The sequence below is a fragment of the Rhizorhapis sp. genome (genome assembly GCF_035276005.1).
Lineage (GTDB): Bacteria > Pseudomonadota > Alphaproteobacteria > Sphingomonadales > Sphingomonadaceae > Rhizorhapis.
Genome location: NZ_DATEMB010000059.1, coordinates 87,388 through 113,069, shown reverse-complemented (window position 1 = coordinate 113,069; position 25,682 = coordinate 87,388). Strand labels below are relative to the sequence as shown.

Below are 25,682 nucleotides of genomic sequence, written 5' to 3'. Positions count from 1 at the left end.
CGCATGAAGGGGCGCAATGGTCCCGCTCCATTTGCGGCAGATATAGAGCAGCAGCAGCAAGTGCCGGTCGCCCAATGCCTCGCTCGCAAAAGCCGCAGGGGCAAGGCAGCTCACATGGGTGGAGATGCCAAGCTCTTCCTCCAATTCCCGCATGAGGGCGGCTTCCGGTGTCTCGCCGGGCTCAATCTTCCCCCCGGGGAACTCCCATAGACCCGCCATGGCCTTGCCTGGCGGACGCTGCTGGAGAAGGACGCGGCCGTCGGCGTCCACCAGGGCAACCGCTACAACATGAAGAAGAGAGCCAGGATCGGCGACGATATTTGCGTGCATAAAACTTTGTTAACGCCCCTCAGCCTATAAGTCACCATGGCCGCAATGCATGAACGGGGCATCGCATGAACCGGACGTTGAAAGCACTGGCACACGCCGAACGGGGCGCAACGGCCGTTGAATATGGCCTCATCTGCGCGCTTATCGTGCTGGCTGCAATGGGCGCAATTAGCGGCTTCGGGAAGAAGGCCATCGCGATGTGGAACAATGTCAACAACGAAGTCGTGAACCGGTGACCAGCCCCCTAACAAATAGTTTTGTCCATTAAACCTTTATCAACCCCAATCTCCTACTTCTGGTGACGCTAAGCTGGGAAACTGGCGAGCCGGGTAAGTTTGAAGCTTGAGACCAAGGAGACCAACATGCAGTTCATCCGCAAGATTTTTCGTGACGAGAAGGGCGCGACCGCCATCGAATATGGCCTGATCGCCGCTCTAATCGCCGTTGCGGCCATCACCGCCATGACGAGCTTGGGTGAGAACCTGACGAGCACCTTTGAAAATGTTTCTGAAAACCTGGATGGTTCCGCCCCCGCGGCCCCCGCGGCTCCGGCGGACCCAGCCTAATCCACTTTTCATTATCGCAGGGCGGCGGGACTCACGTCCCGCCGCCTTTTTCTTGTCAGTAAGTCACGATCTTGACCTTCTGCCCTGCTCTTAGCGCGCTGCCCGGCTGAAGCGCGTTCAGCACCAGGAAGCGGTCCAGCTTGTAATCATTATAGGCCATGCGCGCCGATAGGCTGTTTGGCGTGTCGCCTGCCTTCACCGTCACCACCTGCACCCGGCGCGGCCTGATCGTAGCGGCCTGCGCATCCGTCAGGCGGCGGAGGGAGCGGTACATGGGCGCCAATGCGCCTGCCCCCTGCCCGGCCTGAGCAAGCCCCACAAAATGGAAGGCCCGGTTGCGGCCAAACTCATAGGCGAAGACGGTGACATCCACCTGCCCCGACTGGGTGTTGGCCCTGACGGTCGAATAAGCGGCAGGAAGACCATTGATGGTCGTCCGGGAAATAGATCCGACATCCACATTGCTGCTGTTCCCGGCAAGCGCCCGGAATACCGAGCGGACATAGCTGTCCAGATCGCCATTATAGGGACCCCCGGAAAATTGCGCCTGCGCGCCTGAGCCGCTGATACTCACTGCGTCAGTGCCGTTCTGCATCCCAAAACCAGCAGGCGCGGTGAAGGCAAGTTTCAAATCGGGATGCAGAAACTCGCTGCCTTCGATCACCCCCTGCTTTGGATCATCGCCATAGGTCACCCCATCAAGGGCAGCGAGAAACGCCTCGCGGTTCCTCAATTTTCCGCGCCCGCCCGCGGTTGCCGCCTTTTGCGCGGCCCGGCTCACGCGGGATGCGGGGTCAGGGTGCGTGCTCGCCCATTCGGGAACGGAGCGGGCATCCTTGCCTGCGGTCCTTGCTTCAAGTGCGGTCTGCGCGGCAAGCGATGCCAGCATGGACGACAGCGCCTGCGGGTCATAGCCGGCCGACGCAAGATAACGGATGCCAAGGTCGTCTGCCTCATATTCCTGCGTCCGTGAAAAGCGCAGGGTGAGGAGTTGGCTGCCCGTGCCGATCCCCCGTTGCAGCAACTGGCCAAGCTGCGAATCTCCAGCCACCGCACCCACGAGAATTTGCCCGATCGCGCCCAATATCGTGTTCCGTGTCGCCGCACTCTGCCGCTTCTGGCTGTGGCGCGCGGCGACATGGCCTACCTCATGCCCCAGAACGCCCGCCAGTTCCGCCTCATCATTCATCAGCGCCATCAACTGGCGCGTGACATAGACATAACCGCCGGGAATCGCGAAAGCGTTGTTGACGGGCGTGTTGAGCAGGCTGATCGTGAAATCGCTCCGCGCATTCGACAGGCCGGACTGGACTGCGATATTTCGCCCCACTTCCGTCACATAGCCCGCCTGCTTTCCCGCATGGACGCCGCCGAACTCCTTCAGAAGTTCGGGGTGCGCCTTTGCGCCCTGCTGCTTTTCCGCCGCGCTGATGGCTGCTGGCGGGCCACTCGATCCGGCACTCCCCGTCCCAGCGTCAGCCATGCAACTGGCAAGAGCAATTGCCGCTGCCGTGGCCGTCAAGGCTATCCGGTACTTCATTCCAATTTCTCCTGTCACGGTCCGGATATCAAACATTCACCCGCCGTTCCCAGTTCCATTACGCGCCCGAAATCGTCTTTCCAACGTCTTCCATCGCATTGCCCCTTTCACGGAGCCAACTATGGTGTAAACCGCCGCCATCACAGCAGGACCAAGAAGATGACTTACCGCCAGCCCGCTGAATGGGCGCTGCATGACTGGGTATGGATCGGCTTTCCGAGCAATCCCGCTGAGTGGCCCGATGCGTTCGAAGAGGCTCGGGTTCAGGTGGCGGCCTTTGCAAATGCGGTGCATTCGGAGGGCCGGGGCGAAGAGGTCCGGCTGATCGCTGCCGACGAAGCCTCCGCCGAAGCCGCGCGCGCACTCGTCAACGAAGCCGTGCAGGTGCACGCCCTTCCCTTTGGTGACGTCTGGCTGCGCGATACGGGCCCGATCGCGGTCAAGCGGGACGGTGAACGGGCGCTGGTCGATTTCGACTTCAATGGCTGGGGCGGCAGCTACGACATGCCGGGTGACCGGGATATTGGCGCCCTTCTCGCGGCGCAGACCGACCTCCCCTGCGCAAAGGGTCACTGGATCTTCGAAGGTGGGGCTGTCGACACCGACGGCACTGGCCTTGCCGTGACAACCGAGCAATGCCTGCTCAATCCCAATCGCAATCCGCAACTCGACCGCCGGAAGATCGAAACGCTGCTGACGGGAAGCCTGGGCTACAGCGATATTCTCTGGCTCGGCCAGGGACTGGTCAATGACCATACCGATGGCCATGTCGATAACCTCGCCCGTTTTGTGGGCGAGGGCCTGCTCGCGGTTCCCGAACCTGCCGGAGCGGACGACCCCAACGCCGCCATCTATGCCGATGCCAAGGCACGCGCCCGCGCTTTCGGTCTGGAGGTGGTGTCCATGCCCTCCCCCGGCCTCTATCGTCAGAGCGGAAAGATCGTTCCGGCAAGCTATATGAATTTCTACATTGGCAATGCCGCCGTCATCGTGCCGCTTTACGGCCAGCCCAATGACCAGGCCGCGCTCAATGCCCTGCGGCCATTTTTCCCCGGCCGGGAGATTGTCGGGGTGATGAGCGACGCCATATTGACCGGCGGCGGCAGTTTTCACTGTATCAGCCAGCAAATGCCGAGCTGATAATGGAACTGCTGGTGCGCGCCGTCATTTCCGGCATCATCGTAGCGGCAGTCGCCCTTATCGCCCGTAAAAGTCCTGCAGCGGGCGCGCTTGTCATGTCCCTGCCGCTGCTCTCGATCCTGGCCATGATCTGGCTTTGGCACGACACCGGGGACAAGGGCCGGCTTGCCGATCATGCCGAGGCGACATTTTTCTACGTGATTCCGACGCTGCCGATGTTCTTGCTCCTGCCCTGGATGCTGAGGCAGGGGTACAATTTCTGGTTCTCGCTCGCAGCCGGTTGCACCGTCACATTTCTGCTCTATCTGATGACCATCGGCATCGCCGCGCGTTTTGGTATCCGGCTTTAGGAAAGCTCATGACTCAGGTAACCGTCGCCGCGCTTCAGCTCGCATTCTCGGAGGACATTCAGGAGAATATCGCTGCGGTCTCCACTCTGGTGGGGCAGGCCGCTGCGCGCGGCGCGAAAATCATCCTGCCTCCCGAACTGTTCGAGGGCCATTATTTCTGCAAGGTCGAGGAGGAACGCCTCTTCGCCAACGCCCGGCCGCTCAATGATCATCCCGCCGTGCTCGCCATGCGGAAGCTGGCCGCCGAGCTCAACGTCTACATCCCCACCAGCTTCTTCGAGCGGGACGGACAGCATCATTATAATTCCCTCGCCATGATCGATGACGCAGGCGAAATCATGGGCGTCTATCGGAAAAGCCATATTCCCGACGGTCCGGGCTATGAGGAGAAATATTATTTCCGCCCCGGCAACAGCGGCTTCAAGGTGTGGCAAACCCGCTATGGCACCATAGGGGTCGGCATTTGCTGGGACCAATGGTATCCGGAAACGGCGCGGATCATGGCCCTTATGGGCGCGGAGCTGCTCTTCTTTCCGACGGCCATCGGCTCTGAGCCCTATGACGCCGATCTCGACACCAGCCGCATGTGGCGCCGCGCCATGGTGGGACATGCGGTATCCAATGTCATGCCCGTGATCGCCGCCAACCGCGTGGGGCAGGAGGACAGCCAGACCTTTTACGGCCACAGCTTCATCACCGACGAATGGGGCGATTTCGTCTCAGAGTGCGGAAGGGAAGAGACAGGAACCCTCGTCGCCACGCTGGACCTCGACCGGGCACGCACGCACCGGGCAGGAATGGGCTTTTTCCGCGACCGCCGGCCGGACCTTTATGCTAGACTGGTAGAGGACATTTAGAAAGGCTCGATTATGACCGTAGCACGCCTCTACATCATGCACGCCAGGGAAGGTGAAGACGCCGCGCTGGAATCGGCGCTCTCCTATCTGGCCAGTGGGGTTCGCACCGTGAAGGGCTGCGAGGGCGTCGAATTGCTCCGCGACACCGGCAATGAACGCCGCTTCATCTTCATCGAAAAATGGGTATCCGAAGAAGCCCATGGATCTTCACTCAGTTCCTTGCCGGAAGGCGTGCTGGAACCTGTCATGGCGGCGCTGGATGGACCGCCGGATGGCTCCTATTTCGACTATCTGAAAGTGGTCTGACCCTCTCTTGCGGCCTTTGCGCGAGAATCGCTTGCAGCCATCGGCTTCAGGTCCTTAGGTGCGCGGCTCGTACCGGTTTCGGAGGAATGACGAATGAGCCGCGAAATGCTGGAGACCTATTACGCTGCTTTCAATGCCCATGACAGCGAAGGCATGCTCGCGCTCCTCTCGGATGATGTGCTGCATGAACCCTGCCAGGGCAAACCGCGCCAGGGCATAGGCCTTTTCCGCGAGTTCCTTGCCCATATGGACAATTGCTATCGCGAACAGGTGATCGATCCGCAGCTCTTCGTCAGCGAAGATGGCACGCGCGGCGCTGCGGAATTCATGCTCGCGGGCGAATATCTCAAGACGGACAGCGACCTGCCGCCCGCCAAGGGGCAGGCCTATAAGCTGCGGGTCGGCACGTTCTTTGAATTTCGGGATGGCAAGATCGCCCGCGTCACCAATCATTATAATCTGCAGGACTGGATCGATCAGATTTCGGCCTGAAACTCCCATCGCGGAAGCGCGAAGAGGAAGTCGGCCATCGGCCTCCTGCTATCCGCAATCACCCGAGATCGCGTCGGCGGCTTCCCTCATTCGGCGCAGCATCGCTGAAAGCTGCCTTCGCTCGTCAGCGCTCAAGATGCCTGAAAGCCGGGCGTCCATCGCCAATGCCGCAGGCACGATCTCGCCATACAGCGCCTCGCCTGCCGCATTGAGTTCAAGCCCATGCGAACGGCCGTCCTTCAGGACCGGCAGACGCCGGACCAGGCTGCGTTCCACCAGTCCCTTGACCGCACGGTTCACTGTGACCTTGTCCATAAGCGTTGCCGCCACCAACTCGCGCTGGCTCATCACGCCGCGTTCAGCCAGTATCGCCATGATGCGCCATTCGGGGATTTTGAGACCAAAGCGCGCCTGATATTCGCGAGCAATGACCCCGCTCACCGCATTGGAGGTGATGGAAAGCTGATAGGGGAGAAATTCCGCCAGATTGAGCCCGCATTTTTTCTTCATTGGCCGGCCATCTTCAGCACCCGTCCCGCTATCGCGTCCAGCCGGGCGGCCATTGCAGGGTCGCGTGCCTGGGGTGCGGTTATGATCGCATGGTCAAGGCAAGTGTCGATCGGCGACGGCGTCCGCGCTTCGGGCAACCGCCTCGCCAGTTCCAGAACCAGGCTGCGGGCGAGATCGGCGTTCAAATGCAGGACCTTCAGAACGTCGGCGACCTCCACCCCATCTTCTTCCTCGCGCCAGCAATCATAGTCGGTCACCATGCCCACCAGCGCATAAGGCAACTCGGCCTCCCGTGCGAGCTTTGCCTCCGGCATCGCGGTCATTCCGATAATGTCGCAGCCCCAATCCCTGTACAGGCGGCTTTCGGCGCGTGTGGAGAATTGCGGCCCTTCCATCGCGAGATAGGTTCCGCCCTCGCTGACGTCCGCGCCCGCTGCCCGCGCGGCATCGGCCGCCAACATGGACAGCCTAGGACAAACGGGATCGGCCATGCTGACATGCGCGACCAAGCCTTTTCCGAAAAAGCTCTCGGGCCGGGTGAAAGTGCGGTCAATGAACTGTTCGGCAATGACGAACCGTCCTGGCGGCAATTCTTCCCACAGCGATCCCACCGCCGAAATGGAGAGGATATCCGTGCATCCGGCGCGCTTCAGGGCATCGATGTTCGCGCGCACATTGATGTCGGTCGGCGAAAGCCGGTGTCCCCGCCCATGACGGGGAAGGAAAACGAATTTCGTCCCATTGATATAGCCAATGAGCAGCTCGTCCGAAGGCTTGCCCCAGGGCGTATCAACGGCAATCCACTGTGCGTCCTGCAATCCCTCGATCGCATAGAGGCCGGAGCCGCCGATAATGCCGATGATCCATTCACTCATCTGACGCCCCTTTGCTTGCTGCTCCTGCGAAAGCGGAAGTCTGCATTATTTCAAGAACATCGTCATTCCCGCGTAGGCGGAAATCGATCTCCCGACGTCAAAGCTGCAAAAGATGACGCATGCAAGACAGCTGGTTTGCTAGAAGCACCTGCCTCACTCTCCCAGAATATGCTCCGCCGCCGCCAAAGCATGCAAGCTAGTGCCATCATAGATCGGCAGCACATTCGCCCGGACGTCCACGATCATCTCCAACTCGGTGCAGGCCAGCACCACCGCCGGCACATTGGCTTGATAGATGTTCGTGAAGATCGTCTTCATCGTCCGCTCGGAAGCCCGCGTCGCCTTGCCGAGAGCCAGTTCGTCATAGATGATGCGATCCATCTCCTGCGCCCATTTCATGTCGGGCGGGATCAGGGAGATGCCGTGCGACACAAGGCGCTGGCGGTAGAATCGCTCCGTCATCACATTGCGGGTGCCGATGAGCGCGGCGTTCTTCACCCCATCCGCCTTCATTTTCCCGCCAACGGCGTCGGCGATATGGAGGATAGGAACCGACACGGCCGCTGCAACCTCGTCATAGACCCGATGCATGCTGTTCGCGCAAATGATGAGCGCGGTCGCCCCGGCTGTTTCAAGCCGCTGCGCCGCGCCGATCAGCACCTCTGCGGTGCGGGCCCATTCCTCTTCGGTCTGGGCCTTGGCAACCTCTGCGAAATCCAAGCTTTCGATCAGCATGGGCGCGCTGTGAAGCCCGCCCAGCCGCTTGCCTATGGCCTCGTTGATGATTTGGTAATAGCGGACGGTCGACGTCCAGCTCATACCTCCAATGAGGCCAATTTTCCGCATTGCTACCCTTTGTCTAATCGAGATTCTTCACGATCTCCTCTACCATCTTCTTGGCGTCGGCCAAGAGCATCATGGTGTTATCCATGTAGAAGACATCATTATCAACGCCGGCATAACCCACACCGCCCATGGAGCGTTTCACGAACAATACGGTTTTTGCCTTCGACACGTCGAGAATGGGCATGCCGTAGATGGGCGAGGTCTTGTCGGTCTTCGCCGCGGGATTGGTCACGTCATTGGCGCCGATGACGAACGCGACGTCGGTTTGGGCGAACTCGCTGTTGATGTCCTCCAGCTCGAACACCTCGTCATAGGGCACGCTGGCTTCGGCAAGCAGCACGTTCATATGGCCCGGCATACGGCCTGCCACCGGATGGATGGCATATTTGACCTTGACGCCCGCTTCCTTGAGCAGGTCGCCCATTTCACGCAGCGCATGTTGGGCCTGCGCGACGGCCATGCCATAGCCCGGAACGATGACGACCTGTTCGGCTTGTCCCATGAGGAAGGCAGCGTCCTCGGCCGATCCGCGCTTCCACGGCCGGTCGGTTGCGGCAGCCGCAGCGCCGCCGCCGCTCTCGGCCCCGAAGCCGCCCGCTATGACGCTGATGAAGCTGCGGTTCATCGCCTTGCACATGATGTAGCTAAGGATCGCACCCGAGGAGCCCACCAGCGCACCGGTGATGATCATGGCGCTGTTGCCCAGGGTGAAACCCATCGCCGCTGCGGCCCAGCCGGAATAGCTGTTCAGCATCGACACGACCACCGGCATATCCGCGCCGCCGATCGGGATGATCAGCAGGAAGCCGATGATGAAGGACAGCGCCGTCACCGTCCAGAACACCCAGGGGCTCTGATCGGTCAGGAAATAAGCAATAAGGCCAATGATGGCCGCGAGCGTGCCGAGATTGATCACATGCCGCGCGGGCAGCATGATCGGCGCACCGGACATATTGCCGTTCAGCTTCAGAAAGGCGATGACCGAACCTGAGAAAGTGATGGCGCCAATCGCAACGCCAAGGCCCATCTCCACCCGGCTCACCAGATGGATGACCCCATCAGGACCCGCAATGCCAAAGGCCTGCGGACTGAGGAACGCACCCGCCGCCACCAGCACGGCGGCAAGACCGACGAGGCTGTGGAAGGCTGCGACAAGTTGGGGCATTGCGGTCATCGCGATCTTGCGCGCGATGATGAAGCCGATGATACCGCCCACGGCAATGGCGGCAACGATTTCGCCAATGCTCGCAATGTCATGCGTGACGAGCGTGGTGCCGACGGCAATGGTCATGCCCGTCATGCCGAACTTGTTACCCCGGCGGCTTGACGCAGGGCTTGAAAGGCCGCGAAGGGCCAGGACGAAACAGACGCCCGCAATCAGATAGGCGAGTGCGACCCAGGCAGGAACGCCAGCGACTTCGTGCATGCTTAGCGCTCCTTCTTCTTGTACATGGCAAGCATGCGCTCAGTGACGGCAAAGCCGCCGAAGATATTGACCGCCGCCATGGCAACCGCAACAAGGCCCAGCCATTTGGCGGTCATGCTGCTGGCTTCCGCGCTGGCGATCAGCGCGCCCACGATGATGACGGAGGAAATGGCGTTGGTCACCGCCATCAGCGGCGTGTGGAGCGCCGGTGTCACCGACCAGACCACATAATAGCCGACGAAGCACGCCAGCACGAAAATCGACAGAATGGAGATAAAATCCATATTCCTACTCCCCGTTCGTCCCGAGCGAAGTCGAGGGACGTTGGTGTAGTGCGAACGTGTCTCGACTTCGCTCGACACGAACGGACATGATGTCAGCTTGAAAGCAATCTCTGGCTCACAACCTTGCCGCCCTGGGTCAGGCGTATCGCAGTGCCGATTTCTTCATCGAGCACCGGCACGTTCTTTTCCTTGTCCCAGAAGGCCGAGAGGAAGTTGAACAGGTTGCGCGAGAAAAGCGCGGACGCGTCGGAAGGAAGGCGGCTCGGCATATTCTTGTGGCCAACGATTTTGACGCCATGCTTCACGACCACCTGGCCAAGAACCGCGCCTTCGACATTGCCGCCTTGTTCGACAGCAAGGTCGACGACGACGCTGCCCGGTTTCATCGTGGCGATCTGCGCATCGCTGATAAGGCGCGGCGCAGGCCGACCTGGGATCAGCGCGGTGGTGATGACGATGTCCTGCTTGGCGATGTGCGAGGATACCAGTTCGGCCTGCGCCTTCTGATATTCATCGGACATTTCCGTCGCATAGCCGCCCGACCCTTCGCCCTCGATCCCCGCGACGTTTTCAACGAAGATCGGCTTCGCGCCAAGGGAGAGAATCTGCTCCTTCGTCGCTGACCGGACGTCGGTCGCCGAGACCTGGGCACCCAAGCGGCGTGCGGTCGCGATCGCCTGAAGCCCCGCAACGCCCACGCCCATGATGAAGGCGCGCGCCGCCGACACGGTTCCGGCCGCCGTCATCATCATTGGAAAGGCCCGGCCATATTCGGCGGCGGCATCCAGTACGGCCTTGTAGCCGGCAAGGTTGGACTGCGACGAAAGGATATCCATGGATTGCGCGCGGGTGATGCGCGGCATGAATTCCATCGCCAGCGCCTCAAGTCCCGCATTGGCGTAGGCATCGACCCGCGCCCGCTCGCCAAAGGGATTGAGCCCCGCGACCAGCATCGCGCCGGCTTTGACCCCATTCAGGCTCTCCACCGACGGCCCCTGCACGCCCAATATGATGTCCGCATCCTTCAGCGTCTCCGCCCGGCTGCCAATCACTGCGCCTGCAGCGGCGTAATCGGCGTCCGCAATAGCGGCTGATTCGCCCGCTCCCTGTTCAACGGCCAGGGCGGCGCCCAGACCAATGAACTTCTTGACCGTTTCAGGCGTGGCGGATACCCGCCGCTCACCTTCGGCCTGCTCTTTCAGAACAGCTATTTTCATGGGTTTCTAGGGCGTCAGGCGATCAGGAATACAACAAGAGCCCCTGCCGCCAGGCTAGCGATCGTGCCCCATTTCATCAGCCCCAGGAAGCCGTGATAGGTCTTGACCGCATCATTGATATTGCTGTTGGAGCCCATAGGTTTTCCCCTTCACATGTATAAAAATCGCGGCCTATGTAGCCGCATGTACCCCAGCCCTCAAGTCCGGGCCTCGCAAAGAATCGCGCTTAGATTAATCCAGTCTTTACTTCATCCTTTTATTGCTAGCACCCTGTGACAATGAAGGGTTTCTAATGGCGCATAACGGCACGCCCCTGCTGATGCTGATCGATGACGAACCGGCGCAACGCCGGCTGATCGCGGCATTGGCGATGCGCGCGGGATGGCGGACCATCTTCGCCAATGATGGCGAAACGGCCATTGCCATGCTGGGCACGCAGGATGGCATGCGGCTTGACGCCATATTGCTGGACCATTGGGAACCGGCCTTTGACGCCGCAAAACTGATTGCCGAAATCAAGCAGCGGCGCCCTGCCCTTCCCATTCTGGTCATGACGGCCCAGAACAGCGTGGCGGTGGCCGTGGAGGCGATGCGCGCAGGGGCGACCGACTTTCTTTCCAAGCCCATTGCCCCTGACCGGCTGCTCGCCGCGCTGCATGCCGCCATTTCGCTGGCGCCGGACATCGGCGAACTGCGCCCCCTGTCGGAGAAAATGCCGGCCCCGCTGGCCTTTGAGGAGATTGTGGGCTCCGCGCCGCAGTTCCGCTCGGCGCTCGCCATTGCCGCCAAGGCCGCCCGCGCCCGGATTCCCGTCCTGATCGAAGGAGAAAGCGGTGTAGGCAAGGAAGTCATTGCCCACGCCATCCATGCTGCCTCTCCACGCTTTAAGCAGAGGATGGTGACCGTTAACTGCGGCGCCATCCCGGCCAATCTGGTCGAATCGGAGCTTTTCGGTCACGAAAAAGGCGCTTTTACAGGGGCGTTCGAGCGTCAGATCGGGCGTTTCATCGATGCCGATGGCGGCACAATCTTTCTCGACGAGATCGGCGAGTTGCCCATGGACGCGCAAGTCAAGCTGCTTCGCGTTATCGAAAATGGCGAAGCGCAGCCCATCGGCGCCCGTATGCCGCAGCAGGTGGATGTGCGCGTTATTGCCGCCACCAACCGCCGCCTGCAAGAAGAGGTGGATACCGGCCGTTTCCGCGAAGACCTTTTTTACCGCCTCAATGTCGTTCAGCTCACCATTCCGCCGCTAAGGGAGCGTACGGGCGACATACCGGCTCTTGCGCGTCACCTGCTCGCCCGGATCGCCACTCAGCCGGGCCTTCGCAGTCTGGGCATCACTGCGGAGGCGCTTGGCCTTTTGATGGCGCATCCCTGGCCCGGCAATGTCCGCCAGCTACAAAATGCCCTGTTCCGCGCAGCCGTCCTTTGCGACGGCGACGCGTTGACCCCAGGCGACTTCCCGCAGATTGCGGCGCAGATCGAGGCGAAGCTGAAGAATAATGGGCCGCGCGAGCGCCTTACCGACCATGGCGTCGGCGTTACCCTGTACCAGACCAACGGGCATATCCGCACGCTTGCAGAGATCGAGGCCGACGTCATTCGCCTGGCCATCGGCCATTACCGCGGCCGGATGACCGAGGTGGCCCGTCGCCTGGGCATCGGACGGTCGACCCTTTACCGCAAGCTGGCCGAACTCGGCATAGACAGCAGCGCTGCCTGAACTTGGCTTGGGCAAGCTCAGGGGGCACAGCCCTCCCCGCTCCCTAAATCTCGACCTGGCTGCCTAGCTCCACGACCCGGTTGGTCGGCAAGCGGAAGAATTCCATCGCGCTTTCCGCATTGCGCAGCATCCAGGCGAACACCTTCTCCCGCCACAGAGCCATGCCTGGCCGCGCGGAAGGCAGCAAGGTCTGCCGCGCAAGGAAGAAGCTGGTCTCCATCATCTTGAACTCGGCCCCGCACTCCGTGATCTGCTTCAGGGCAGCGGGCACGTCCGGTTCCTGCATGAAGCCATATTTCAGCACGAGGCGAAAAAAACCGCGCCCCAAATCCTCCAGCTTGCGGCGGCCTTCCTCCTCGACGAACGGCTCGTCGGCGATCTTGACCGTCAGCAGGATGACGCGCTCGTGCAATACCTTGTTGTGCTTCAGATTATGGAGCAGCGCGTGCGGCACGCCGTCAGGGGTCGACGTCATGAACACCGCTGTTCCCGGCACCCGCACTGCGCTATTTGCCGCCGAAGCCACAAAGATCGGAATGGGCATCGCCGCCTCGCGCATGCGTTCCATCATGAGTTGCCGTCCCTTGGCCCAGGTTGTCAGCAGCGTGAAGATCACGAGGCCCACCATCAGCGGGAACCAGCCGCCATCGGGCACCTTTGTCAGGTTCGCCGTGAAATAGGCGATATCGACGATGTAGAACACGCTGAGCAGCGGTATGGCCCAGAGCGGCGGCCAGCGCCACAGACGGAAGATCAGCACCGTCAGCAGCGCCGTGTCGATCAGCATCGCACCGGTCACCGCAATGCCATAGGCAGAGGTGAGCCCCGAGGAATTCTGGAAGCTCAGCACCAGCAGGATCACCATTACCATTAGGCCCCAGTTCACCAGCGGGATATAAATCTGTCCGGCGGTTGAGGCGCTGGTATGGGAAATCCGCAAGCGCGGCATGAAGCCAAGCTGGATGGCCTGCTGCGTCACCGAAAATGCGCCGGAGATCACCGCTTGGCTGGCGATGATCGCGGCAAGGGTCGCTATGCCGACCAGGGGCAGCCTGAACCACACCGGCGCCAGATTGTAGAAGGGGCTTTCCAGCGCGGGGATGCCCTCCCGGAACAGCAGCGCGCCTTGGCCCATATAGTTCATCATCAAAGCGGGCAGCACAAAGAAGAGCCAGGAGACGCGGATCGGCTTGCGTCCGAAATGGCCCATATCGGCATAGAGCGCCTCGGCACCCGTCACGGCCAGCACCACTGACCCAAGGGCCAGAAAGGCCGCAAAGCCGTCAATCATGAAGAAATTGATCGCCCACCAGGGATTGAAGGCGATCAAAATATGGGGCGTATGCCAAATGCTGACGATGCCTAGCACCGATATCGTCAGAAAATAGGCCATCATGATTGGCCCGAACATCGCCGCAACCCGGTTCGTTCCCCCCCGCTGGATCGCGAAGAGGCCAATCAGGATGATCACGGCAATGGGAACGATCAGCGCATCGAGGGCAGGATTGACGACCGCGAGACCCTCTACGGCCGACAGCACCGACACGGCCGGGGTGATCATGCTGTCGCCATAGAAGAGCGAGGTGGCGAATACGCCCAGCATGATGATGCTGCGGGACCAGCGCTGCGTCTTCGTCCGGCCACTGATCAGGGCGAGCAGGGCAAGGCTCCCGCCTTCACCCTTATTGTCGGCGCGCATGATGATCGTGACATATTTCAGCGTCACCACCAGCATCATCGACCAGAACATCAGGCTGATGACGCCCAATATATGCTCCGGATCGAGCGTCAGCTTATGGTGCCCGGCAAAGGTTTCGCGGAAGGCATAGAGCGGGCTGGTGCCGATGTCGCCGAAGACGATGCCGATGGCTCCAACGGCAAGCTTCAGCAGCGCCTGATCCTCATGGCCATGATGGAGGGGCGCCGCCGGGGCAGAATCGTCCAACTGCGCAGCCGCTGTTCCAGGAGTGGAGGCATCTGCCATTTTACAAGGATTCCAGCGTCATAATCGCTCTATTGCGCCCCCGCACACCCCATCTCAAAGGGGCCTTACCGGCAATGACCGCGCGCCCTAGCATGGCTGGTGGTGCGGTGCAACAAGTGGTCGAACAGCATCATTGTTCCAGACCGGTCGTCTCATTTCCGGACGTGGAACCCATGGGCGCACCGCCGTTCATGGCGCGCTCCAATATACCAAGATTGGTTTCAATGTCGGCCCGCCATTCCGCATCGGCAGGAGCCCTGGCTAACAGATCGCGCCAGATCTTGTCCGCCTGCTGCGGCTGACCGGATTGAGCCAGGGCCAGGCCGTAGAAATAAGCGGGTGCGGGCATCTCGGGAGCGAGGTTGATCGCTTTGCGGAAAGCAAATTCGGCGGCCGGAGACAGGACGCCATTTCCATGCACCATCAGCGCATTGCCAAGGCCCAGCCATAAATTGGCGTCATCGGGATACTGCTTCAGTCCGACACGCAGGACGTTGGCAGCTTCCTCATGCTTTCCGCGCCGGTTGAAGGCGTCGGAGAGGACCAGCCACTGCCCGGCCTCGCTGAATCGCTCGCCCATTTCCTTGCGAAGCTTCGCTGCGTCCTCGTCAAAGGCATTATCCTCGCCAGCCGCGCGAACAGGAGAGCCGGCCAGGGAGGGATTCCCCTGCCAGGCATAGCCTGCAAGCCCAATCAGCAAAGCGGCCGCAATGATTTCGAAGCTAGACCGTTCCGTCCTGCCCAAGCGGACGATGGCGGCCCCAGCCAGTATGGCGAGCCCGATGGCCATGATCCAACCGTTCATGACGGGGTGTTCCTTCGCTTGTGCCGCTTCAAACGCCCGCGCAATAGCCATAGCCCGACAGCCAGCAGCAGCACCGGCGCGGCCCATAATGGCCAGGTCAGCGGCTCAACGGGCGGTGCATAGGTCACCCAGGCGCCATAGCGCTCCACCAGCCACTTACGGATCTGCTCCGGCTTCTCCCCGGCAAGGATGCGCTGCCGGATTTGCGACCGCATGTCCCCCGCCATGCTGGCATTGCTGTCGGCGATCGACTGGCTTTGGCAAACCAGGCAACGGATGGTTTCCATCAAGGACTTCGCCTGCGCCTCCAGCCGGGGGTCATCGAGCTGCCGGTCGGCATAAGGAGCGGGCGGGACAGCGGTTTGGGCCTCGACTGGCACCTGAAGGCTGAAGAGGGCTAAAACGGCCGGTAAAGCCGTCGCCCCTGCGAAGGCAGGGGCCCAGCTTCTCTTCAAAACTGCCCCGAGGAAAAAGCGGGGTCCCTGCTTGCACAAGGACGAAGGAAAATGGGTCATCACCGCGCCTCCCGCAGCTTTTCCAGCAACATCGGCACATCCTCTTTCCGGATCTCGCCGATATGCTGATAAGCGATCAGGCCCTTGCCATCGATCACGAAGGTTTCCGGTACTCCAGAAGAGCCAAGCGCAATTTGGACGCTGCTGTCCACATCGGAACCGATCCGCGCATAGGGATTGCCCCAGCGGCCAAGGAAGCGCGTCAGGTCCTCCCTGCTGTCGCGAATCGCCACGCCCTCAATCTGAACCCCTGCCTCCTTGAGGGCCGCCAGTTGCGGCGCTTCGGCGGCGCAGGGGACGCACCAGCTTGCGAATATGTTGAGCAAGCGCGGCTCGCCCCGCCTGAAATCAGCCGTGGAAAGTCCCGGCCGTTCAGGCACGCCTGCCGGTAGCACGAAGGCCGGAAGCGGTTTGCCAATCATCCGTGATTCGATCGTACGGTCGGCAGGCTTCATGATTCCGGTCGCAAATATTACGAAGAACAGACCAAACAGCGCCAACGGCACCCATAGCAGCCAGCGGCTCATGCGTAGGCCCTCCGAATCGCAGCCGTCCAGGACCGCCGCACCCGCCCGACCAGCGCCAGAGCCCCGCCCAACGCGATCATGATGCCGCCCGCCCAGATGAGCGTTACAAAGGGTTTCCACCAGATCCGCAATTGCCAGCGCTCATCATCCACCTGCTCCCCAAGCACGACATAAAGCTGTCCATCCCAGCGCGTGAGCAGCGCCGCCTCTGTCGTAGGCGTTGGGGGTGAAGGGAAAAAACGCGCCTGCGGACGCATTTCCACTGTCTCAGAGCTACCGCGGCTCGCGTGCATCACACCTTCAAGCGCCGTCCAATTGGGTCCTGCGAGGGGAGAGATGCTGTCAAACGTCACGGTCCAGCCCGCAATCTCCACCTTGTCGCCAGGTCGGGCGGCAATCAGCCTTTCCTTGTTGAAGGCGCTTTCCGAAGCCATGCCCGCCAGGCTGACGGCAACGCCCAGATGCGCAATCACCATACCCCAGGTAAAGAGCGGCGTCCGGCGAAGATTACGCTTCCAGAGCGGGGCAAGGCTGGCAACACCCACCCCGAAGGCAAGCGTCAGACCGAGCAGCGGCAATACTCCAATCCGTCCGGCAGCAAATGCCAGCAGCGCGGCGAGCGCAATGATGGTAACCGCCGCCGGGACCAAAAGCCGCCTGCCCACCACCGGCGCCCGGTCCTTCTGCCAGCGCGTGACCGGTCCCGCCGCCATGATGACCACCAGCAACAGCGCCAGCGGACCCGCCGCACTGTTGAAATAGGGCGGTCCCACCGACAGTTTTTCGCCTGTCACGGCCTCGACCCCAAGGGGGTAAAGCGTGCCCACCAGTACGATCCCCAAGATCGCCGACAGCAGCAAGTTATTGACGACCAGCGTTCCTTCCCGGCTGACTGCTTCGAACTGCTTGCCTTCACGCACGGTGCCAACCCGCAGGGCGAACAGCGCAAGCGCGCCCCCGATATAAAGCGTCAGCAGCGCCAGGATGAAGCTGCCGCGTTCCGGGTCCACGGCAAAAGCATGAACGCTGGTCAAAATCCCTGAACGGACTAGGAAGGTCCCCACCATCGACATGGAGAAGGCCACCACTGCCAGCATGATCGTCCATGCGCGAAGCCCGTCTCGTGTTGCGAGCACCGTCACGCTATGGAGCAACGCCGTCGCCGCGAGCCAGGGCATCAGCGATGCGTTCTCCACCGGGTCCCAGAACCACCAGCCGCCCCAGCCCAGTTCATAATAGGCCCAATAGCTTCCCGCCGTGATGCCCAGCGTCAGGAATATCCAGGATGCAAGCACCCATGGCCGCATCGCCCTTGCAAAGGCCGCATCCACATTGCAGGTCAGGAGGGCGCCAACAGCGAAGGAAAAGGCGACCGAGAGGCCAACATAGCCGAAATAGAGCGTTGGCGGGTGGAAGGCGAGCCCCGGATCCTGCAGCAGCGGGTTGAGGCCCTGCCCATCCTGCGCGGGCGGGTTCAAACGCTCGAACGGATTGGAGGAGAACAGCAGGAAAGCGTAGAAACCAAGACTGATCACCGCCTGAGCGCCCAGCGTCGCCATATGCGTGTCGCGCCGCAGCGTCCGTTCGAACAGCGCCACCGCGCTCCCGGCGAGCCCCATGACGGTTACCCAGAGCAGCATCGAGCCTTCATGGTTCCCCCAGGTTCCCGCAACCTTGTAGAGCATCGGCTTTAGCGAATGGCTGTTCATCGCCACTAGCTTCACCGACATGTCGGAGCGCACGAACAGCCAGATCAGCAGCGCAAAGGCGAGCGCGCAGAGCAGCCCCTGCACCACGGCCACCGGTCGCACGGCGGTCAGCAACTCATCCTTCGCGCCCTTGACGCCGGCCCACACCAGCCCGAACTGCAACGCCGCCAGCGCCGCAGCAAGCCAGAGCGCGGCAAGACCTGTCTCAGCGATCATGCAATCCCCTACATTTTGGAAGTTTTGCATAATTCACATTGTCCCCCTCCGTCGTCCCTGCGCGGGCAGGGACGACGTAAAAGAGAAAACTGCGTATACAAAGGTCTGTCATCTCATGAATGAGGCCGGGCTGGAGCAGAAAAAACAAACTCACTTCGTCCCCTTCATCTCATGCGTTTTCGCATCATATTGCATGCCCTCAAGCTCGCGCGGCATGTAGCGCTCGTCATGCTTGGCAAGCAGATTGTTCGCGACGAATGTGCCCGAACGATCAAAGGAGCCCTCTGCAACCACGCCCGATCCTTCCTTGAATAGATCGGGTGCAATGCCGCTGAATTTCGCAGGCACCGTGGCCTTGCCGTCGGTCACGTCAAAGCGGATCGTCACGCCGTCCGCTTCTCGCTTGAGACTTCCATCGACCACCATGCCGCCTAGGCGAATGGCGCGTCCGGCCTCCACGCCCTTGGTCTTCACGTCATTGGGTGCATAGAAATAGGCTGCTTCGTCCTTCAGGGCCGATGCGGCCAGCAGCCCCGCACCCACCAGTGCGAAGAGCGCCACGAGCGCGAGGATCAACCGCTGATGCTTCGCCTTCATCGCCACGGCCTTACCTTTCCCTCGTCCACTGTTCCGCACGCCGCTCGGCTTGCCGCATGGCCGAAAAGGCCCAAAGGCATACGCCAGCCGTGCCGAGGAAGGTCAGCCCATAGGCTGCAATGATGAAGAGCCAGTGATCCACCTGAGAAGCCCTAAGTCCGCGCCAGCCTTTGCAGCCGCGCCTCCACCTTGTTCTGCGCCAGCAGCGCCCGCATCCGCATCAGTACGATCGCCCCGAACAGCAGGCTGAAGCCAAGCACTGTAAAACCAAGCGGCCACAGGATCGAATTGTCGATGGTCGATCCGCGCAAGGTGATGCTCGGCCCCTGATGCAGGCTGTTCCACCACACGACCGAGCGGTTGATGATCGGGATGTTGATCGCGCCCACCAGGCCAAAAATCGCTGTCACTCGGCTGACGCTGCCTCTGTTGCCAGGACTTTCCCCGGCACTCGCATTGGCAAGGGCGATATAGCCAAGATACAGGAAGAGCAGCACCAGCATGCTCGTCATCCGCCCATCCCATTCCCACCAGGTACCCCAGGTCGGCCGTCCCCAGATCGACCCGGTGACGAGGCAGATGGCGGTAAACAGTGCGCCCGGCACAGCTATGGCGCGCGCTGCAACGCCCGCCAGCGGATGCCGCCACACGATCTGCATCAAACTGGCGATCGCAAGACCGGTCCATCCGCCCATGCCCAGCCAGGCGGCGGGTACATGGACATACATGATCCGCACGCTATCGCCCTGAAGATAGTCGGCCGGTGTATAGAGCAGCCCCGCCGCCGCCCCGATTGAAAGCAGCAGCAAACCGCCCCAGAACAGCCAGGGCGTTAATGGCCGCGCAATGGAAAGAAACCGCGTAGGATTGGCGAAAACATGCATATGCGCGACGCTCTTTAGTCGAGGTCGAAGCGCAAGGCCAGTGGACTTTGCGCCCCCTTGCGCCGCCGCCCTAAATCCCCCATATGGCGCGCGGGAGTCGGGCGGACGTAGTTCTCGCCAACCTGGTCAGATCCTGACGGAAGCAGCCACAACGAATTCGCTGCGGGTCGTTCCGGCTCCCACCCTTTCCTCGAAAATGCTATCCCCTTCCACTGTTCGTCCCGAGCGAAGTCCAGGGGCGCCTGCGCAACGTCCCTCGACTTCGCTCGGGACGAACGGGTAGAAGTGCTGCCATGACCGATTCCGTCCAACCCTATCGCGTCCTCGCACGCAAATACCGGCCGCAGAATTTCGCGCAGCTCATCGGCCAGGACGCGATGGTGCAGACGCTGGGAAATGCCATCAAGCGCGACCGCCTGGCCCATGCCTTTCTGATGACCGGCGTGCGCGGCGTGGGCAAGACGTCGACCGCCCGCCTGATCGCCAAGGCGCTTAACTGCGTCGGACCGGATGGTCAGGGCGGCCCCACCATCGATCCCTGCGGCGTCTGCGAACCCTGCAAGGCCATTGCCGAAGGCCGGCATATCGATGTCATCGAAATGGACGCCGCATCCAACACCGGCGTCGACGATGTGCGGGAGATCATAGAGGCGGTGCGCTATGCCGCCGTCTCCGCGCGCTACAAGGTCTATATCATCGACGAAGTCCACATGCTCACCAAGAACGCCTTCAACGCGCTCTTGAAGACGCTTGAGGAACCGCCGCCGCATGTCAAATTTCTCTTCGCCACCACCGAAGTGAACAAGGTGCCGGTGACGGTGCTTTCCCGTTGCCAGCGGTTCGACCTGCGCCGTATCCCCGCCGAAAAGCTGGCGGCGCACTTCGCACATGTGGTCCACCAGGAGGGCGTCGCCGCCGAACCCGAGGCGATCGCCCTCATCGCGCAGGCTGCGGAGGGTTCGGCGCGAGACGGGCTCTCCATCCTCGACCAGGCGATCGCCCATGCCGATATGGAGGGGGAAGCCAGGGTCACCGCCGCGCAGGTCCGGGACATGCTCGGCCTGTCAGACCGGGGCGCGGTTCGCCGCCTCTTCGGTCATCTGCTGGAGGGCGAACCCCAACAACTCCTCGCCGCCATCAATGAACAGCATATGCTGGGCGTCGAGCCGGTGGCGCTGATGCGCGGCCTGCTCGAAATCTGCCATGCCATCACGGTTGCGAAGGCCGGCCGCAATGACGGGGACCCGATGCGGTCCGAAGAAGAGCGCGCAATGCTTTCGGACTGGGCGGACCAGATGGGCTTTGCAACGCTCCACCGCCTCTGGCAGCTACTGGTCAAGGGCCATGACGAGGTGGCGAGCGCTGCGATGCCGATCGAGGCTTGCGAAATGGCGCTGCTCCGCGTCCTGCACGCCGCCACCCTTCCCGATCCCGGCGAACTTGCGCGGCTCCTGAAGGAAGGGGGCATCCCCACCCAGACGCCCGCAGCAGCTCCGCCGCCTGCCGATGAACCCGGCCTCCCCCTCGCTCAGGCTCCCAAAGCGCCCGGGGGACAGGTCCCTGAAAATTTCCGCGCCCTCATCGAACTGCTCTGGGAAAAGGGCAAGCCGCACCTTGCTCAGCAGATGCACGATTATGTCGGCCTCATCCGCTACGCCCCGCCCGAGCTTGTCATAAAGCCCGTTCAGCCCTTGCCCGCCGAATTCAACCGGGATACGGCGGCGGTCCTCAAGAGTTTGACCGGGATGAACTGGCAAGTCGTCACCGGCGACGGCCCAGCCGAACCCAGCCTGCTGGAACAGGAACAGGCGGCCGAGGCCGAAGCGCGGCAGGCGATATTGGACACCCCGGTCGTCAAAGCTGCCATGGCGGCGTTCCCCGATGCGGAATTGCTGCCGATCGACGAAAAAGACCAATGGAGTGCAACCGCATGAAGGATCTCGACGAAATTCTGGGCATGGCAAAGAATGTCCAGGCGGAGCTTGAAAAAGCACAGGCCAATCTCGACAAGATCGAGGTGGAGGGCGTCTCCGGCGGCGGCCTCGTCCGGGTACGCGCGACGGCAAAAGGCCGTATCGTGGGCGTTTCCATCGACGAAAGCCTGCTTGCGCCCAGCGAGAAGCAGATGACCGAGGACCTTGTAGCCGCCGCCTTCAATGACGCGCGCACCAAGGCTGATCAGGCAAGCCAGCAGGAAATGAGCAAGATGACCGCAGGCATTCCGCTGCCTCCGGGCTTCAAGCTGCCGTTTTGACCGTCATTCCCCTCCCGCAGGCGGGAGGGATTGGGGAGGCCCTACGTTCTCGTCTGGCACTACACGCCCTCCTCCGCCCCTGCGCGCGCGGGAGGGAAGAATATTGATATGTTGCACCCTTACACCATATTGGGGACAAGCCGGACGCTCCCTCTCCCATCCGTCGCGTCCGCTCTGGAGTAAATATGACGAAATCCTACCCCTTGCTGCCCCTGCGCGACATTGTGGTTTTTCCGCAGATGATCGTTCCGCTTTTTGTTGGCCGCGACAAAAGCGTGGTGGCGCTCGAAAAGGCCATGGAGGCGGACAAGGATATTTTCCTGGTGGCGCAATTGGATCCGGCGGAGGATGATCCCGACCGCGACGCGCTCTATGACCTCGGCGTCATCGCAACGGTCCTGCAACTGCTGAAGCTTCCCGACGGGACCGTCCGTGTCCTCGTTGAAGGCAAACAGCGTGCAAAGCTGGACGCTCTGGCGGCGGAGGAAGGATATATCCTCGCCAATGTGACTGCCATTGAGGAGGAACCCGCAACCGGTCCTGAGGCTCAGGCCCTCATGCGCTCTGTTGTCGAGCAGTTCGAAAATTATGCGAAGCTCAACAAGAAGCTGCCCGCCGAAACGCCGGTCCAGCTCAGCGAAATCGATGATGCTGCGCGCCTTGCCGATGCCGTGGCGGCCAATATCAATGTGAAGGTTGCAGACAAGCAATCGCTGCTGGTCGAGGCCGATCCCGTCAAGCGCCTGGAAATGGTCTTCGCCTTCATGGAGGGCGAGCTTGGCGTGCTTCAGGTGGAGCGCAAAATTCGCGGCCGCGTGAAGCGCCAGATGGAGAAGACCCAGCGCGAATATTATCTCAACGAACAGCTGAAGGCGATCCAGCGCGAACTCGGCAATGAGGGCGAGGACGGCGGCGACGAACTCGCCGAGCTCACCGCCAAGATCCAGAAGCTGAAACTCAGCCAGGAAGCCCGGACCAAAGCGCAAGGCGAGCTCAAGAAGCTGAAAAGCATGCAGCCCATGTCGGCGGAAGCCACCGTGGTGCGCAACTATCTCGACGTGCTGCTCGGGCTTCCCTGGGGCAAGAAGTCCAAGCTCAAGAAGGACCTGAAAATCGCGCAGGAGGTCCTTGATGCCGACCATTTCGCACTGGAAAAGGTCAAGGACCGGATCATCGAATATCTGGCGGTGCAGGCGCGCACCAACAAGCTCAAGGGTCCTATCCTCTGCCTCGTAGGCCCTCCGGGTGTCGGCAAGACCTCGCTTGGCCGCAGCATTGCCAAGGCAACGGGCCGCGAATTCGTGCGCCAGTCGCTGGGCGGCGTGCGGGACGAAGCCGAAATCCGGGGCCATCGCCGCACCTATATCGGCTCGCTGCCCGGCAAGATCGTATCGAACCTCAAAAAGGCCGGAACGAGCAACCCTCTCTTCCTGCTCGACGAGATCGACAAGCTCGGACAGGATTTCCGGGGCGATCCGGCATCCGCCTTGCTTGAAGTGCTTGATCCCGAACAGAACAGCAAGTTCCAGGATCACTATCTGGAGATCGACATCGATCTTTCAGACGTCATGTTCGTGACCACCGCCAACTCGCTCAACCTTCCTCAGCCGCTACTCGACCGCATGGAGATCATCCGGCTCGAAGGCTATACCGAGGATGAAAAGGTCCAGATCGCCGAACGCCACCTGCTGCCAAAGCAGATCGAGGCACATGGCCTGAAGGAAGGCGAATTCGAAGTTACCGAAGACGCCGTCCGCGATCTGATCCGCTATTATACGCGGGAGGCAGGTGTCCGCACGCTGGAACGCGAGCTTGCGCGCCTCGCCCGCAAGGCGCTGCGCCGGATTCTCGAAGGCAAGACGGACACGGCCATTATCACGCCTGAAAATCTGGCCGATTATGCCGGTGTACGAAAATTCCGTCATGGCGTAGGCGAGGAAGAAAATCAGATCGGCGCCGTCACGGGGCTCGCATGGACCGAAGTGGGCGGCGAACTGCTCACCATCGAATCCGTCACGGTGCCTGGCAAGGGACAGATTCGCACCACCGGCAAGCTGGGCGAGGTAATGACCGAGTCCGTGCAGGCGGCCTTCTCCTATGTGAAGGCGCGTTCGCCCGGCTATGGGATCAAGCCCAGCATCTATAACCGCAAGGACATCCATATCCACTTGCCGGAAGGTGCGGTGCCCAAGGACGGGCCTTCCGCTGGCATCGGTATGGTGACTTCGATCGTTTCCACACTGACCGGCATTCCGGTCCGTAATGACGTGGCGATGACCGGAGAAGTCACCCTGCGCGGCCGTGTCCTCCCGATCGGCGGTCTTAAGGAAAAGCTCCTGGCGGCCCTGCGCGGCGGGATCAAGACCGTGCTGATTCCTGCTGAAAATGAGAAGGATCTGGCGGAAATTCCGGCCAATGTTAAAGAAGGACTCGAGATCGTCCCGGTTTCGCATGTCGATGAGGTACTGTTGCGGGCGTTGACTTCACCCTTGACACCCATCGACTGGACGGAAGAAGACGACCTTGCGGCTCAGCCGGTTAGCCCGATTCAGGGCGAATCCGATGCTGCGCTGCGCCATTGATGTCCGATTTTTACAATTTTCGTTTCGTTAGGCATAAGATCACGCTTTTTGGCGTTTTTTTCGTCGCTTTCCCTTTGACAGGAGCACGGGAGTTCGCCTTTATGTGCGGCCTAGCCGCGATTCCTATTTAACATCCAGAACAAGGGGGTTCCCAGGGCATGAACAAACAGGATCTTATTGGTACGGTCGCTGAGAGCAGCGGTCTCAGCAAGAGCGATGCAAGCAAGGCTGTCGAAGGCGTTTTCGACGCAATTAGCGGTGCCCTGAAGAAGGGTGACGAAGTCCGCCTGGTCGGCTTCGGCACATTCTCGGTCACCAAGCGCAAGGCTTCCACCGGACGCAACCCCCGGACCGGCGAGCCGATGACCATCAAGGCTTCTGCACAGCCCAAGTTCAAGGCTGGCAAGGGTCTGAAGGACTCCGTCAACTGATCGCATGAGGCGCTCCCTTATGGGAGCGCCTTACTCTCCTGGCTTCGCGGCCAATGCGATACCGCAACAGAAAGGCGCCTCACCAGGCGCCTTTTTCGTGGCCGACGTTTTTTGGTTTAACGTCCGGCGGTCCCAAAAGCAAAAACTCACAACGAGGGCGAAACATAAACCGGATAGCGCCGTTCCTTGGCCAATGTCATTCGCATGTCCGGTCCCAGATAGGAGTGTGCATTCGGCCATGATCGACCCACTTGCTGTCCTACCCCATCTCATCGCCTTGAGTGTTGCTTATGCTCTTGCCCTTCCAATCGGCTGGAACCGGGAGAAGGCGGAACGGAGCGCAGGCCTGCGGACCTTTCCCTTGGTGGCGGTTGCAAGTTGCGGCTTTGTAGAGGGCATCGAGGCAATGATGGCGCACGATCCATCAGCGGTTGCCCGCGTGCTCGAAGGAGTGATCGCCGGCATCGGCTTTCTGGGCGGCGGCGCCATTCTCCAGCAGAAGCGTTCGGTAAGGGGCACAGCCACAGCGGCCAGCCTTTGGATAACAGGCGCCATCGGCGTCGCCTCCGGTCTCGGCAGCTACGACGTGGCAGTGGTTCTTTCGCTCATCACATTGCTCACGCTCTGGATCATGCCGCCGCTGAAACCCGACGCCAGCGAACGCGGTGAGGAAGCTGCCGACGAAGCATAGGCACCATGACCACTATCAGCCA

Annotated in this window: 30 protein-coding genes and 1 other RNA gene; 14 read left to right on the top strand and 17 right to left on the bottom strand. The window is 61.1% G+C overall.

Annotation, left to right across the window (positions count from 1 at the left end; translation table 11 throughout):
* Nucleotides 1-330: (deoxy)nucleoside triphosphate pyrophosphohydrolase (locus VJS46_RS13530; protein ID WP_324060584.1), on the bottom strand; the 330-nt coding region annotated here is incomplete at its 3' end.
* 65 nt (nt 331-395) lie between these two features.
* Here VJS46_RS13530 and VJS46_RS13525 point away from each other — a divergent pair.
* A complete protein-coding gene (locus VJS46_RS13525) occupies nt 396-566 on the top strand; it encodes a Flp family type IVb pilin (protein WP_324060583.1) in 171 nt (56 codons plus the stop codon).
* Between the two features lie 126 nt (nt 567-692).
* Nucleotides 693-896 (top strand): Flp family type IVb pilin, encoded by a 204-nt coding sequence (locus tag VJS46_RS13520; protein ID WP_324060582.1) that lies wholly within the window; start codon nt 693-695, stop codon nt 894-896.
* Nucleotides 897-951: 55 nt separating this feature from the next.
* Here VJS46_RS13520 and VJS46_RS13515 read toward each other — a convergent pair whose 3' ends face one another.
* Complete coding sequence (locus tag VJS46_RS13515; RefSeq protein WP_414708022.1) at nt 952-2,436, bottom strand: M48 family metalloprotease; 1,485 nt, start codon at nt 2,434-2,436, stop codon at nt 952-954.
* Between the two features lie 159 nt (nt 2,437-2,595).
* Between VJS46_RS13515 and VJS46_RS13510 the strand changes: the two genes are divergently transcribed.
* The 5 genes from VJS46_RS13510 (at nt 2,596) to VJS46_RS13490 (ending at nt 5,581) form a co-directional block, all read left to right on the top strand.
* Nucleotides 2,596-3,576, top strand: a complete 981-nt coding sequence (locus tag VJS46_RS13510) for an agmatine deiminase family protein (RefSeq protein WP_324060581.1) — start codon at nt 2,596-2,598, stop codon at nt 3,574-3,576.
* Between the two features lie 2 nt (nt 3,577-3,578).
* The gene (locus VJS46_RS13505) at nt 3,579-3,926 is read left to right on the top strand and encodes a DUF3147 family protein (protein WP_324060580.1); all 348 of its coding nucleotides are present in this window, start codon (nt 3,579-3,581) and stop codon (nt 3,924-3,926) included.
* A gap of 8 nt (nt 3,927-3,934) precedes the next feature.
* On the top strand, nt 3,935-4,783 hold the full coding sequence (gene aguB / locus VJS46_RS13500; protein ID WP_324060579.1) for an N-carbamoylputrescine amidase: 849 nt from the start codon (nt 3,935-3,937) through the stop codon (nt 4,781-4,783).
* A 12-nt stretch (nt 4,784-4,795) separates the two neighbouring features.
* Nucleotides 4,796-5,089, top strand: coding sequence for an antibiotic biosynthesis monooxygenase family protein (locus VJS46_RS13495; protein WP_324060578.1), 294 nt, complete (start codon nt 4,796-4,798; stop codon nt 5,087-5,089).
* A gap of 93 nt (nt 5,090-5,182) precedes the next feature.
* On the top strand, nt 5,183-5,581 hold the full coding sequence (locus VJS46_RS13490) for a ketosteroid isomerase-related protein (protein ID WP_324060577.1): 399 nt from the start codon (nt 5,183-5,185) through the stop codon (nt 5,579-5,581).
* A 48-nt stretch (nt 5,582-5,629) separates the two neighbouring features.
* On the opposite strand, the gene VJS46_RS13485 is transcribed toward VJS46_RS13490, so the two are convergent.
* The 7 genes from VJS46_RS13485 to VJS46_RS13455 all read right to left on the bottom strand — a co-directional run bounded on the left by VJS46_RS13485 (nt 5,630) and on the right by VJS46_RS13455 (nt 10,876).
* Nucleotides 5,630-6,091 carry a MarR family winged helix-turn-helix transcriptional regulator gene (locus tag VJS46_RS13485; RefSeq protein WP_324060576.1) on the bottom strand — a complete coding sequence of 154 codons (462 nt, stop codon included), beginning with the start codon at nt 6,089-6,091 and terminating at the stop codon, nt 5,630-5,632.
* Nucleotides 6,088-6,966: an S-methyl-5'-thioadenosine phosphorylase gene (locus VJS46_RS13480; RefSeq protein ID WP_324060575.1), complete on the bottom strand. Its 879-nt coding sequence runs from the start codon at nt 6,964-6,966 to the stop codon at nt 6,088-6,090. The genes VJS46_RS13485 and VJS46_RS13480 overlap by 4 nt, the downstream gene beginning before the upstream one ends.
* A 153-nt stretch (nt 6,967-7,119) precedes the next feature.
* Complete coding sequence (locus VJS46_RS13475) at nt 7,120-7,812, bottom strand: aspartate/glutamate racemase family protein (RefSeq protein WP_324060574.1); 693 nt, start codon at nt 7,810-7,812, stop codon at nt 7,120-7,122.
* A gap of 13 nt (nt 7,813-7,825) precedes the next feature.
* A complete protein-coding gene (locus tag VJS46_RS13470; RefSeq protein ID WP_324060573.1) occupies nt 7,826-9,238 on the bottom strand; it encodes an NAD(P)(+) transhydrogenase (Re/Si-specific) subunit beta in 1,413 nt (470 codons plus the stop codon).
* Nucleotides 9,239-9,240: 2 nt separating this feature from the next.
* Nucleotides 9,241-9,522, bottom strand: coding sequence for an NAD(P) transhydrogenase subunit alpha (locus VJS46_RS13465; RefSeq protein ID WP_324060572.1), 282 nt, complete (start codon nt 9,520-9,522; stop codon nt 9,241-9,243).
* 92 nt (nt 9,523-9,614) lie between these two features.
* Nucleotides 9,615-10,739, bottom strand: coding sequence for an NAD(P) transhydrogenase subunit alpha (locus tag VJS46_RS13460; protein ID WP_324060571.1), 1,125 nt, complete (start codon nt 10,737-10,739; stop codon nt 9,615-9,617).
* A 14-nt stretch (nt 10,740-10,753) separates the two neighbouring features.
* Nucleotides 10,754-10,876 carry an aa3-type cytochrome c oxidase subunit IV gene (locus tag VJS46_RS13455; protein WP_324060570.1) on the bottom strand — a complete coding sequence of 41 codons (123 nt, stop codon included), beginning with the start codon at nt 10,874-10,876 and terminating at the stop codon, nt 10,754-10,756.
* Nucleotides 10,877-11,031: 155 nt separating this feature from the next.
* On the opposite strand from VJS46_RS13455, the gene VJS46_RS13450 reads away from it, so the two are divergent.
* Nucleotides 11,032-12,465, top strand: a complete 1,434-nt coding sequence (locus tag VJS46_RS13450) for a sigma-54 dependent transcriptional regulator (RefSeq protein ID WP_324060569.1) — start codon at nt 11,032-11,034, stop codon at nt 12,463-12,465.
* A 43-nt stretch (nt 12,466-12,508) separates the two neighbouring features.
* On the opposite strand, the gene VJS46_RS13445 is transcribed toward VJS46_RS13450, so the two are convergent.
* From VJS46_RS13445 to ccmC, 8 genes are all read right to left on the bottom strand, one after another.
* Nucleotides 12,509-14,449, bottom strand: a complete 1,941-nt coding sequence (locus tag VJS46_RS13445; protein ID WP_324060568.1) for a potassium transporter Kup — start codon at nt 14,447-14,449, stop codon at nt 12,509-12,511.
* 130 nt (nt 14,450-14,579) lie between these two features.
* Complete coding sequence (locus VJS46_RS13440) at nt 14,580-15,254, bottom strand: tetratricopeptide repeat protein (RefSeq protein ID WP_324060567.1); 675 nt, start codon at nt 15,252-15,254, stop codon at nt 14,580-14,582.
* Complete coding sequence (locus VJS46_RS13435) at nt 15,251-15,634, bottom strand: cytochrome c-type biogenesis protein (protein WP_324060566.1); 384 nt, start codon at nt 15,632-15,634, stop codon at nt 15,251-15,253. Before VJS46_RS13435 ends, VJS46_RS13440 begins: the two co-directional genes overlap by 4 nt.
* Nucleotides 15,635-15,768: 134 nt before the next feature.
* Nucleotides 15,769-16,296, bottom strand: a complete 528-nt coding sequence (locus tag VJS46_RS13430) for a DsbE family thiol:disulfide interchange protein (RefSeq protein WP_324060565.1) — start codon at nt 16,294-16,296, stop codon at nt 15,769-15,771.
* Entirely contained in the window at nt 16,293-18,221 is a 1,929-nt protein-coding gene (locus VJS46_RS13425; protein WP_324060564.1) for a heme lyase CcmF/NrfE family subunit, read from the bottom strand. Before VJS46_RS13425 ends, VJS46_RS13430 begins: the two co-directional genes overlap by 4 nt.
* Nucleotides 18,222-18,371: 150 nt before the next feature.
* On the bottom strand, nt 18,372-18,818 hold the full coding sequence (gene ccmE / locus VJS46_RS13420) for a cytochrome c maturation protein CcmE (protein WP_324060563.1): 447 nt from the start codon (nt 18,816-18,818) through the stop codon (nt 18,372-18,374).
* A 10-nt stretch (nt 18,819-18,828) separates the two neighbouring features.
* Nucleotides 18,829-18,960: a hypothetical protein gene (locus VJS46_RS13415; protein WP_324060562.1), complete on the bottom strand. Its 132-nt coding sequence runs from the start codon at nt 18,958-18,960 to the stop codon at nt 18,829-18,831.
* Nucleotides 18,961-18,970: 10 nt separating this feature from the next.
* On the bottom strand, nt 18,971-19,702 hold the full coding sequence (gene ccmC / locus VJS46_RS13410) for a heme ABC transporter permease CcmC (RefSeq protein ID WP_324060561.1): 732 nt from the start codon (nt 19,700-19,702) through the stop codon (nt 18,971-18,973).
* Between the two features lie 89 nt (nt 19,703-19,791).
* Here ccmC and ffs point away from each other — a divergent pair.
* The 6 genes from ffs (at nt 19,792) to VJS46_RS13380 (ending at nt 25,660) form a co-directional block, all read left to right on the top strand.
* An RNA gene (gene ffs / locus VJS46_RS13405) (signal recognition particle sRNA small type) lies at nt 19,792-19,889 on the top strand.
* Nucleotides 19,890-19,995: 106 nt separating this feature from the next.
* On the top strand, nt 19,996-21,636 hold the full coding sequence (locus tag VJS46_RS13400) for a DNA polymerase III subunit gamma/tau (protein WP_324060560.1): 1,641 nt from the start codon (nt 19,996-19,998) through the stop codon (nt 21,634-21,636).
* The gene (locus VJS46_RS13395) at nt 21,633-21,956 is read left to right on the top strand and encodes a YbaB/EbfC family nucleoid-associated protein (RefSeq protein ID WP_324060559.1); all 324 of its coding nucleotides are present in this window, start codon (nt 21,633-21,635) and stop codon (nt 21,954-21,956) included. The genes VJS46_RS13400 and VJS46_RS13395 overlap by 4 nt, the downstream gene beginning before the upstream one ends.
* Before the next feature lie 185 nt (nt 21,957-22,141).
* Entirely contained in the window at nt 22,142-24,538 is a 2,397-nt protein-coding gene (gene lon / locus VJS46_RS13390; RefSeq protein WP_324060558.1) for an endopeptidase La, read from the top strand.
* 158 nt (nt 24,539-24,696) lie between these two features.
* Nucleotides 24,697-24,969, top strand: a complete 273-nt coding sequence (locus VJS46_RS13385) for an HU family DNA-binding protein (protein WP_324060557.1) — start codon at nt 24,697-24,699, stop codon at nt 24,967-24,969.
* A gap of 238 nt (nt 24,970-25,207) precedes the next feature.
* Complete coding sequence (locus tag VJS46_RS13380) at nt 25,208-25,660, top strand: MgtC/SapB family protein (RefSeq protein WP_324060556.1); 453 nt, start codon at nt 25,208-25,210, stop codon at nt 25,658-25,660.
* Nucleotides 25,661-25,682: the final 22 nt, after the last annotated feature.

What these genes read in the sequence shown, in the direction of transcription:
- aguB (WP_324060579.1), top strand. Translation starts at nt 3,935, where the DNA reads ATGACTCAGGTAACCGTCGCCGCGCTTCAGCTCGCATTCTCGGAGGAC.
- VJS46_RS13455 (WP_324060570.1), bottom strand. Translation starts at nt 10,876, where the DNA reads ATGGGCTCCAACAGCAATATCAATGATGCGGTCAAGACCTATCACGGC.
- VJS46_RS13515 (WP_414708022.1), bottom strand. Translation starts at nt 2,436, where the DNA reads ATGAAGTACCGGATAGCCTTGACGGCCACGGCAGCGGCAATTGCTCTT.
- VJS46_RS13490 (WP_324060577.1), top strand. Translation starts at nt 5,183, where the DNA reads ATGAGCCGCGAAATGCTGGAGACCTATTACGCTGCTTTCAATGCCCAT.
- VJS46_RS13460 (WP_324060571.1), bottom strand. Translation starts at nt 10,739, where the DNA reads ATGAAAATAGCTGTTCTGAAAGAGCAGGCCGAAGGTGAGCGGCGGGTA.
- VJS46_RS13525 (WP_324060583.1), top strand. Translation starts at nt 396, where the DNA reads ATGAACCGGACGTTGAAAGCACTGGCACACGCCGAACGGGGCGCAACG.
- VJS46_RS13450 (WP_324060569.1), top strand. Translation starts at nt 11,032, where the DNA reads ATGGCGCATAACGGCACGCCCCTGCTGATGCTGATCGATGACGAACCG.
- ccmE (WP_324060563.1), bottom strand. Translation starts at nt 18,818, where the DNA reads ATGAAGGCGAAGCATCAGCGGTTGATCCTCGCGCTCGTGGCGCTCTTC.
- VJS46_RS13510 (WP_324060581.1), top strand. Translation starts at nt 2,596, where the DNA reads ATGACTTACCGCCAGCCCGCTGAATGGGCGCTGCATGACTGGGTATGG.
- VJS46_RS13480 (WP_324060575.1), bottom strand. Translation starts at nt 6,966, where the DNA reads ATGAGTGAATGGATCATCGGCATTATCGGCGGCTCCGGCCTCTATGCG.
- lon (WP_324060558.1), top strand. Translation starts at nt 22,142, where the DNA reads ATGACGAAATCCTACCCCTTGCTGCCCCTGCGCGACATTGTGGTTTTT.
- VJS46_RS13395 (WP_324060559.1), top strand. Translation starts at nt 21,633, where the DNA reads ATGAAGGATCTCGACGAAATTCTGGGCATGGCAAAGAATGTCCAGGCG.
- VJS46_RS13400 (WP_324060560.1), top strand. Translation starts at nt 19,996, where the DNA reads ATGACCGATTCCGTCCAACCCTATCGCGTCCTCGCACGCAAATACCGG.
- VJS46_RS13380 (WP_324060556.1), top strand. Translation starts at nt 25,208, where the DNA reads ATGATCGACCCACTTGCTGTCCTACCCCATCTCATCGCCTTGAGTGTT.
- VJS46_RS13425 (WP_324060564.1), bottom strand. Translation starts at nt 18,221, where the DNA reads ATGATCGCTGAGACAGGTCTTGCCGCGCTCTGGCTTGCTGCGGCGCTG.
- VJS46_RS13495 (WP_324060578.1), top strand. Translation starts at nt 4,796, where the DNA reads ATGACCGTAGCACGCCTCTACATCATGCACGCCAGGGAAGGTGAAGAC.
- ccmC (WP_324060561.1), bottom strand. Translation starts at nt 19,702, where the DNA reads ATGCATGTTTTCGCCAATCCTACGCGGTTTCTTTCCATTGCGCGGCCA.
- VJS46_RS13520 (WP_324060582.1), top strand. Translation starts at nt 693, where the DNA reads ATGCAGTTCATCCGCAAGATTTTTCGTGACGAGAAGGGCGCGACCGCC.
- VJS46_RS13440 (WP_324060567.1), bottom strand. Translation starts at nt 15,254, where the DNA reads ATGAACGGTTGGATCATGGCCATCGGGCTCGCCATACTGGCTGGGGCC.
- VJS46_RS13485 (WP_324060576.1), bottom strand. Translation starts at nt 6,091, where the DNA reads ATGAAGAAAAAATGCGGGCTCAATCTGGCGGAATTTCTCCCCTATCAG.
- VJS46_RS13475 (WP_324060574.1), bottom strand. Translation starts at nt 7,812, where the DNA reads ATGCGGAAAATTGGCCTCATTGGAGGTATGAGCTGGACGTCGACCGTC.
- VJS46_RS13470 (WP_324060573.1), bottom strand. Translation starts at nt 9,238, where the DNA reads ATGCACGAAGTCGCTGGCGTTCCTGCCTGGGTCGCACTCGCCTATCTG.
- VJS46_RS13505 (WP_324060580.1), top strand. Translation starts at nt 3,579, where the DNA reads ATGGAACTGCTGGTGCGCGCCGTCATTTCCGGCATCATCGTAGCGGCA.
- VJS46_RS13385 (WP_324060557.1), top strand. Translation starts at nt 24,697, where the DNA reads ATGAACAAACAGGATCTTATTGGTACGGTCGCTGAGAGCAGCGGTCTC.
- VJS46_RS13430 (WP_324060565.1), bottom strand. Translation starts at nt 16,296, where the DNA reads ATGAGCCGCTGGCTGCTATGGGTGCCGTTGGCGCTGTTTGGTCTGTTC.
- VJS46_RS13445 (WP_324060568.1), bottom strand. Translation starts at nt 14,449, where the DNA reads ATGGCAGATGCCTCCACTCCTGGAACAGCGGCTGCGCAGTTGGACGAT.
- VJS46_RS13465 (WP_324060572.1), bottom strand. Translation starts at nt 9,522, where the DNA reads ATGGATTTTATCTCCATTCTGTCGATTTTCGTGCTGGCGTGCTTCGTC.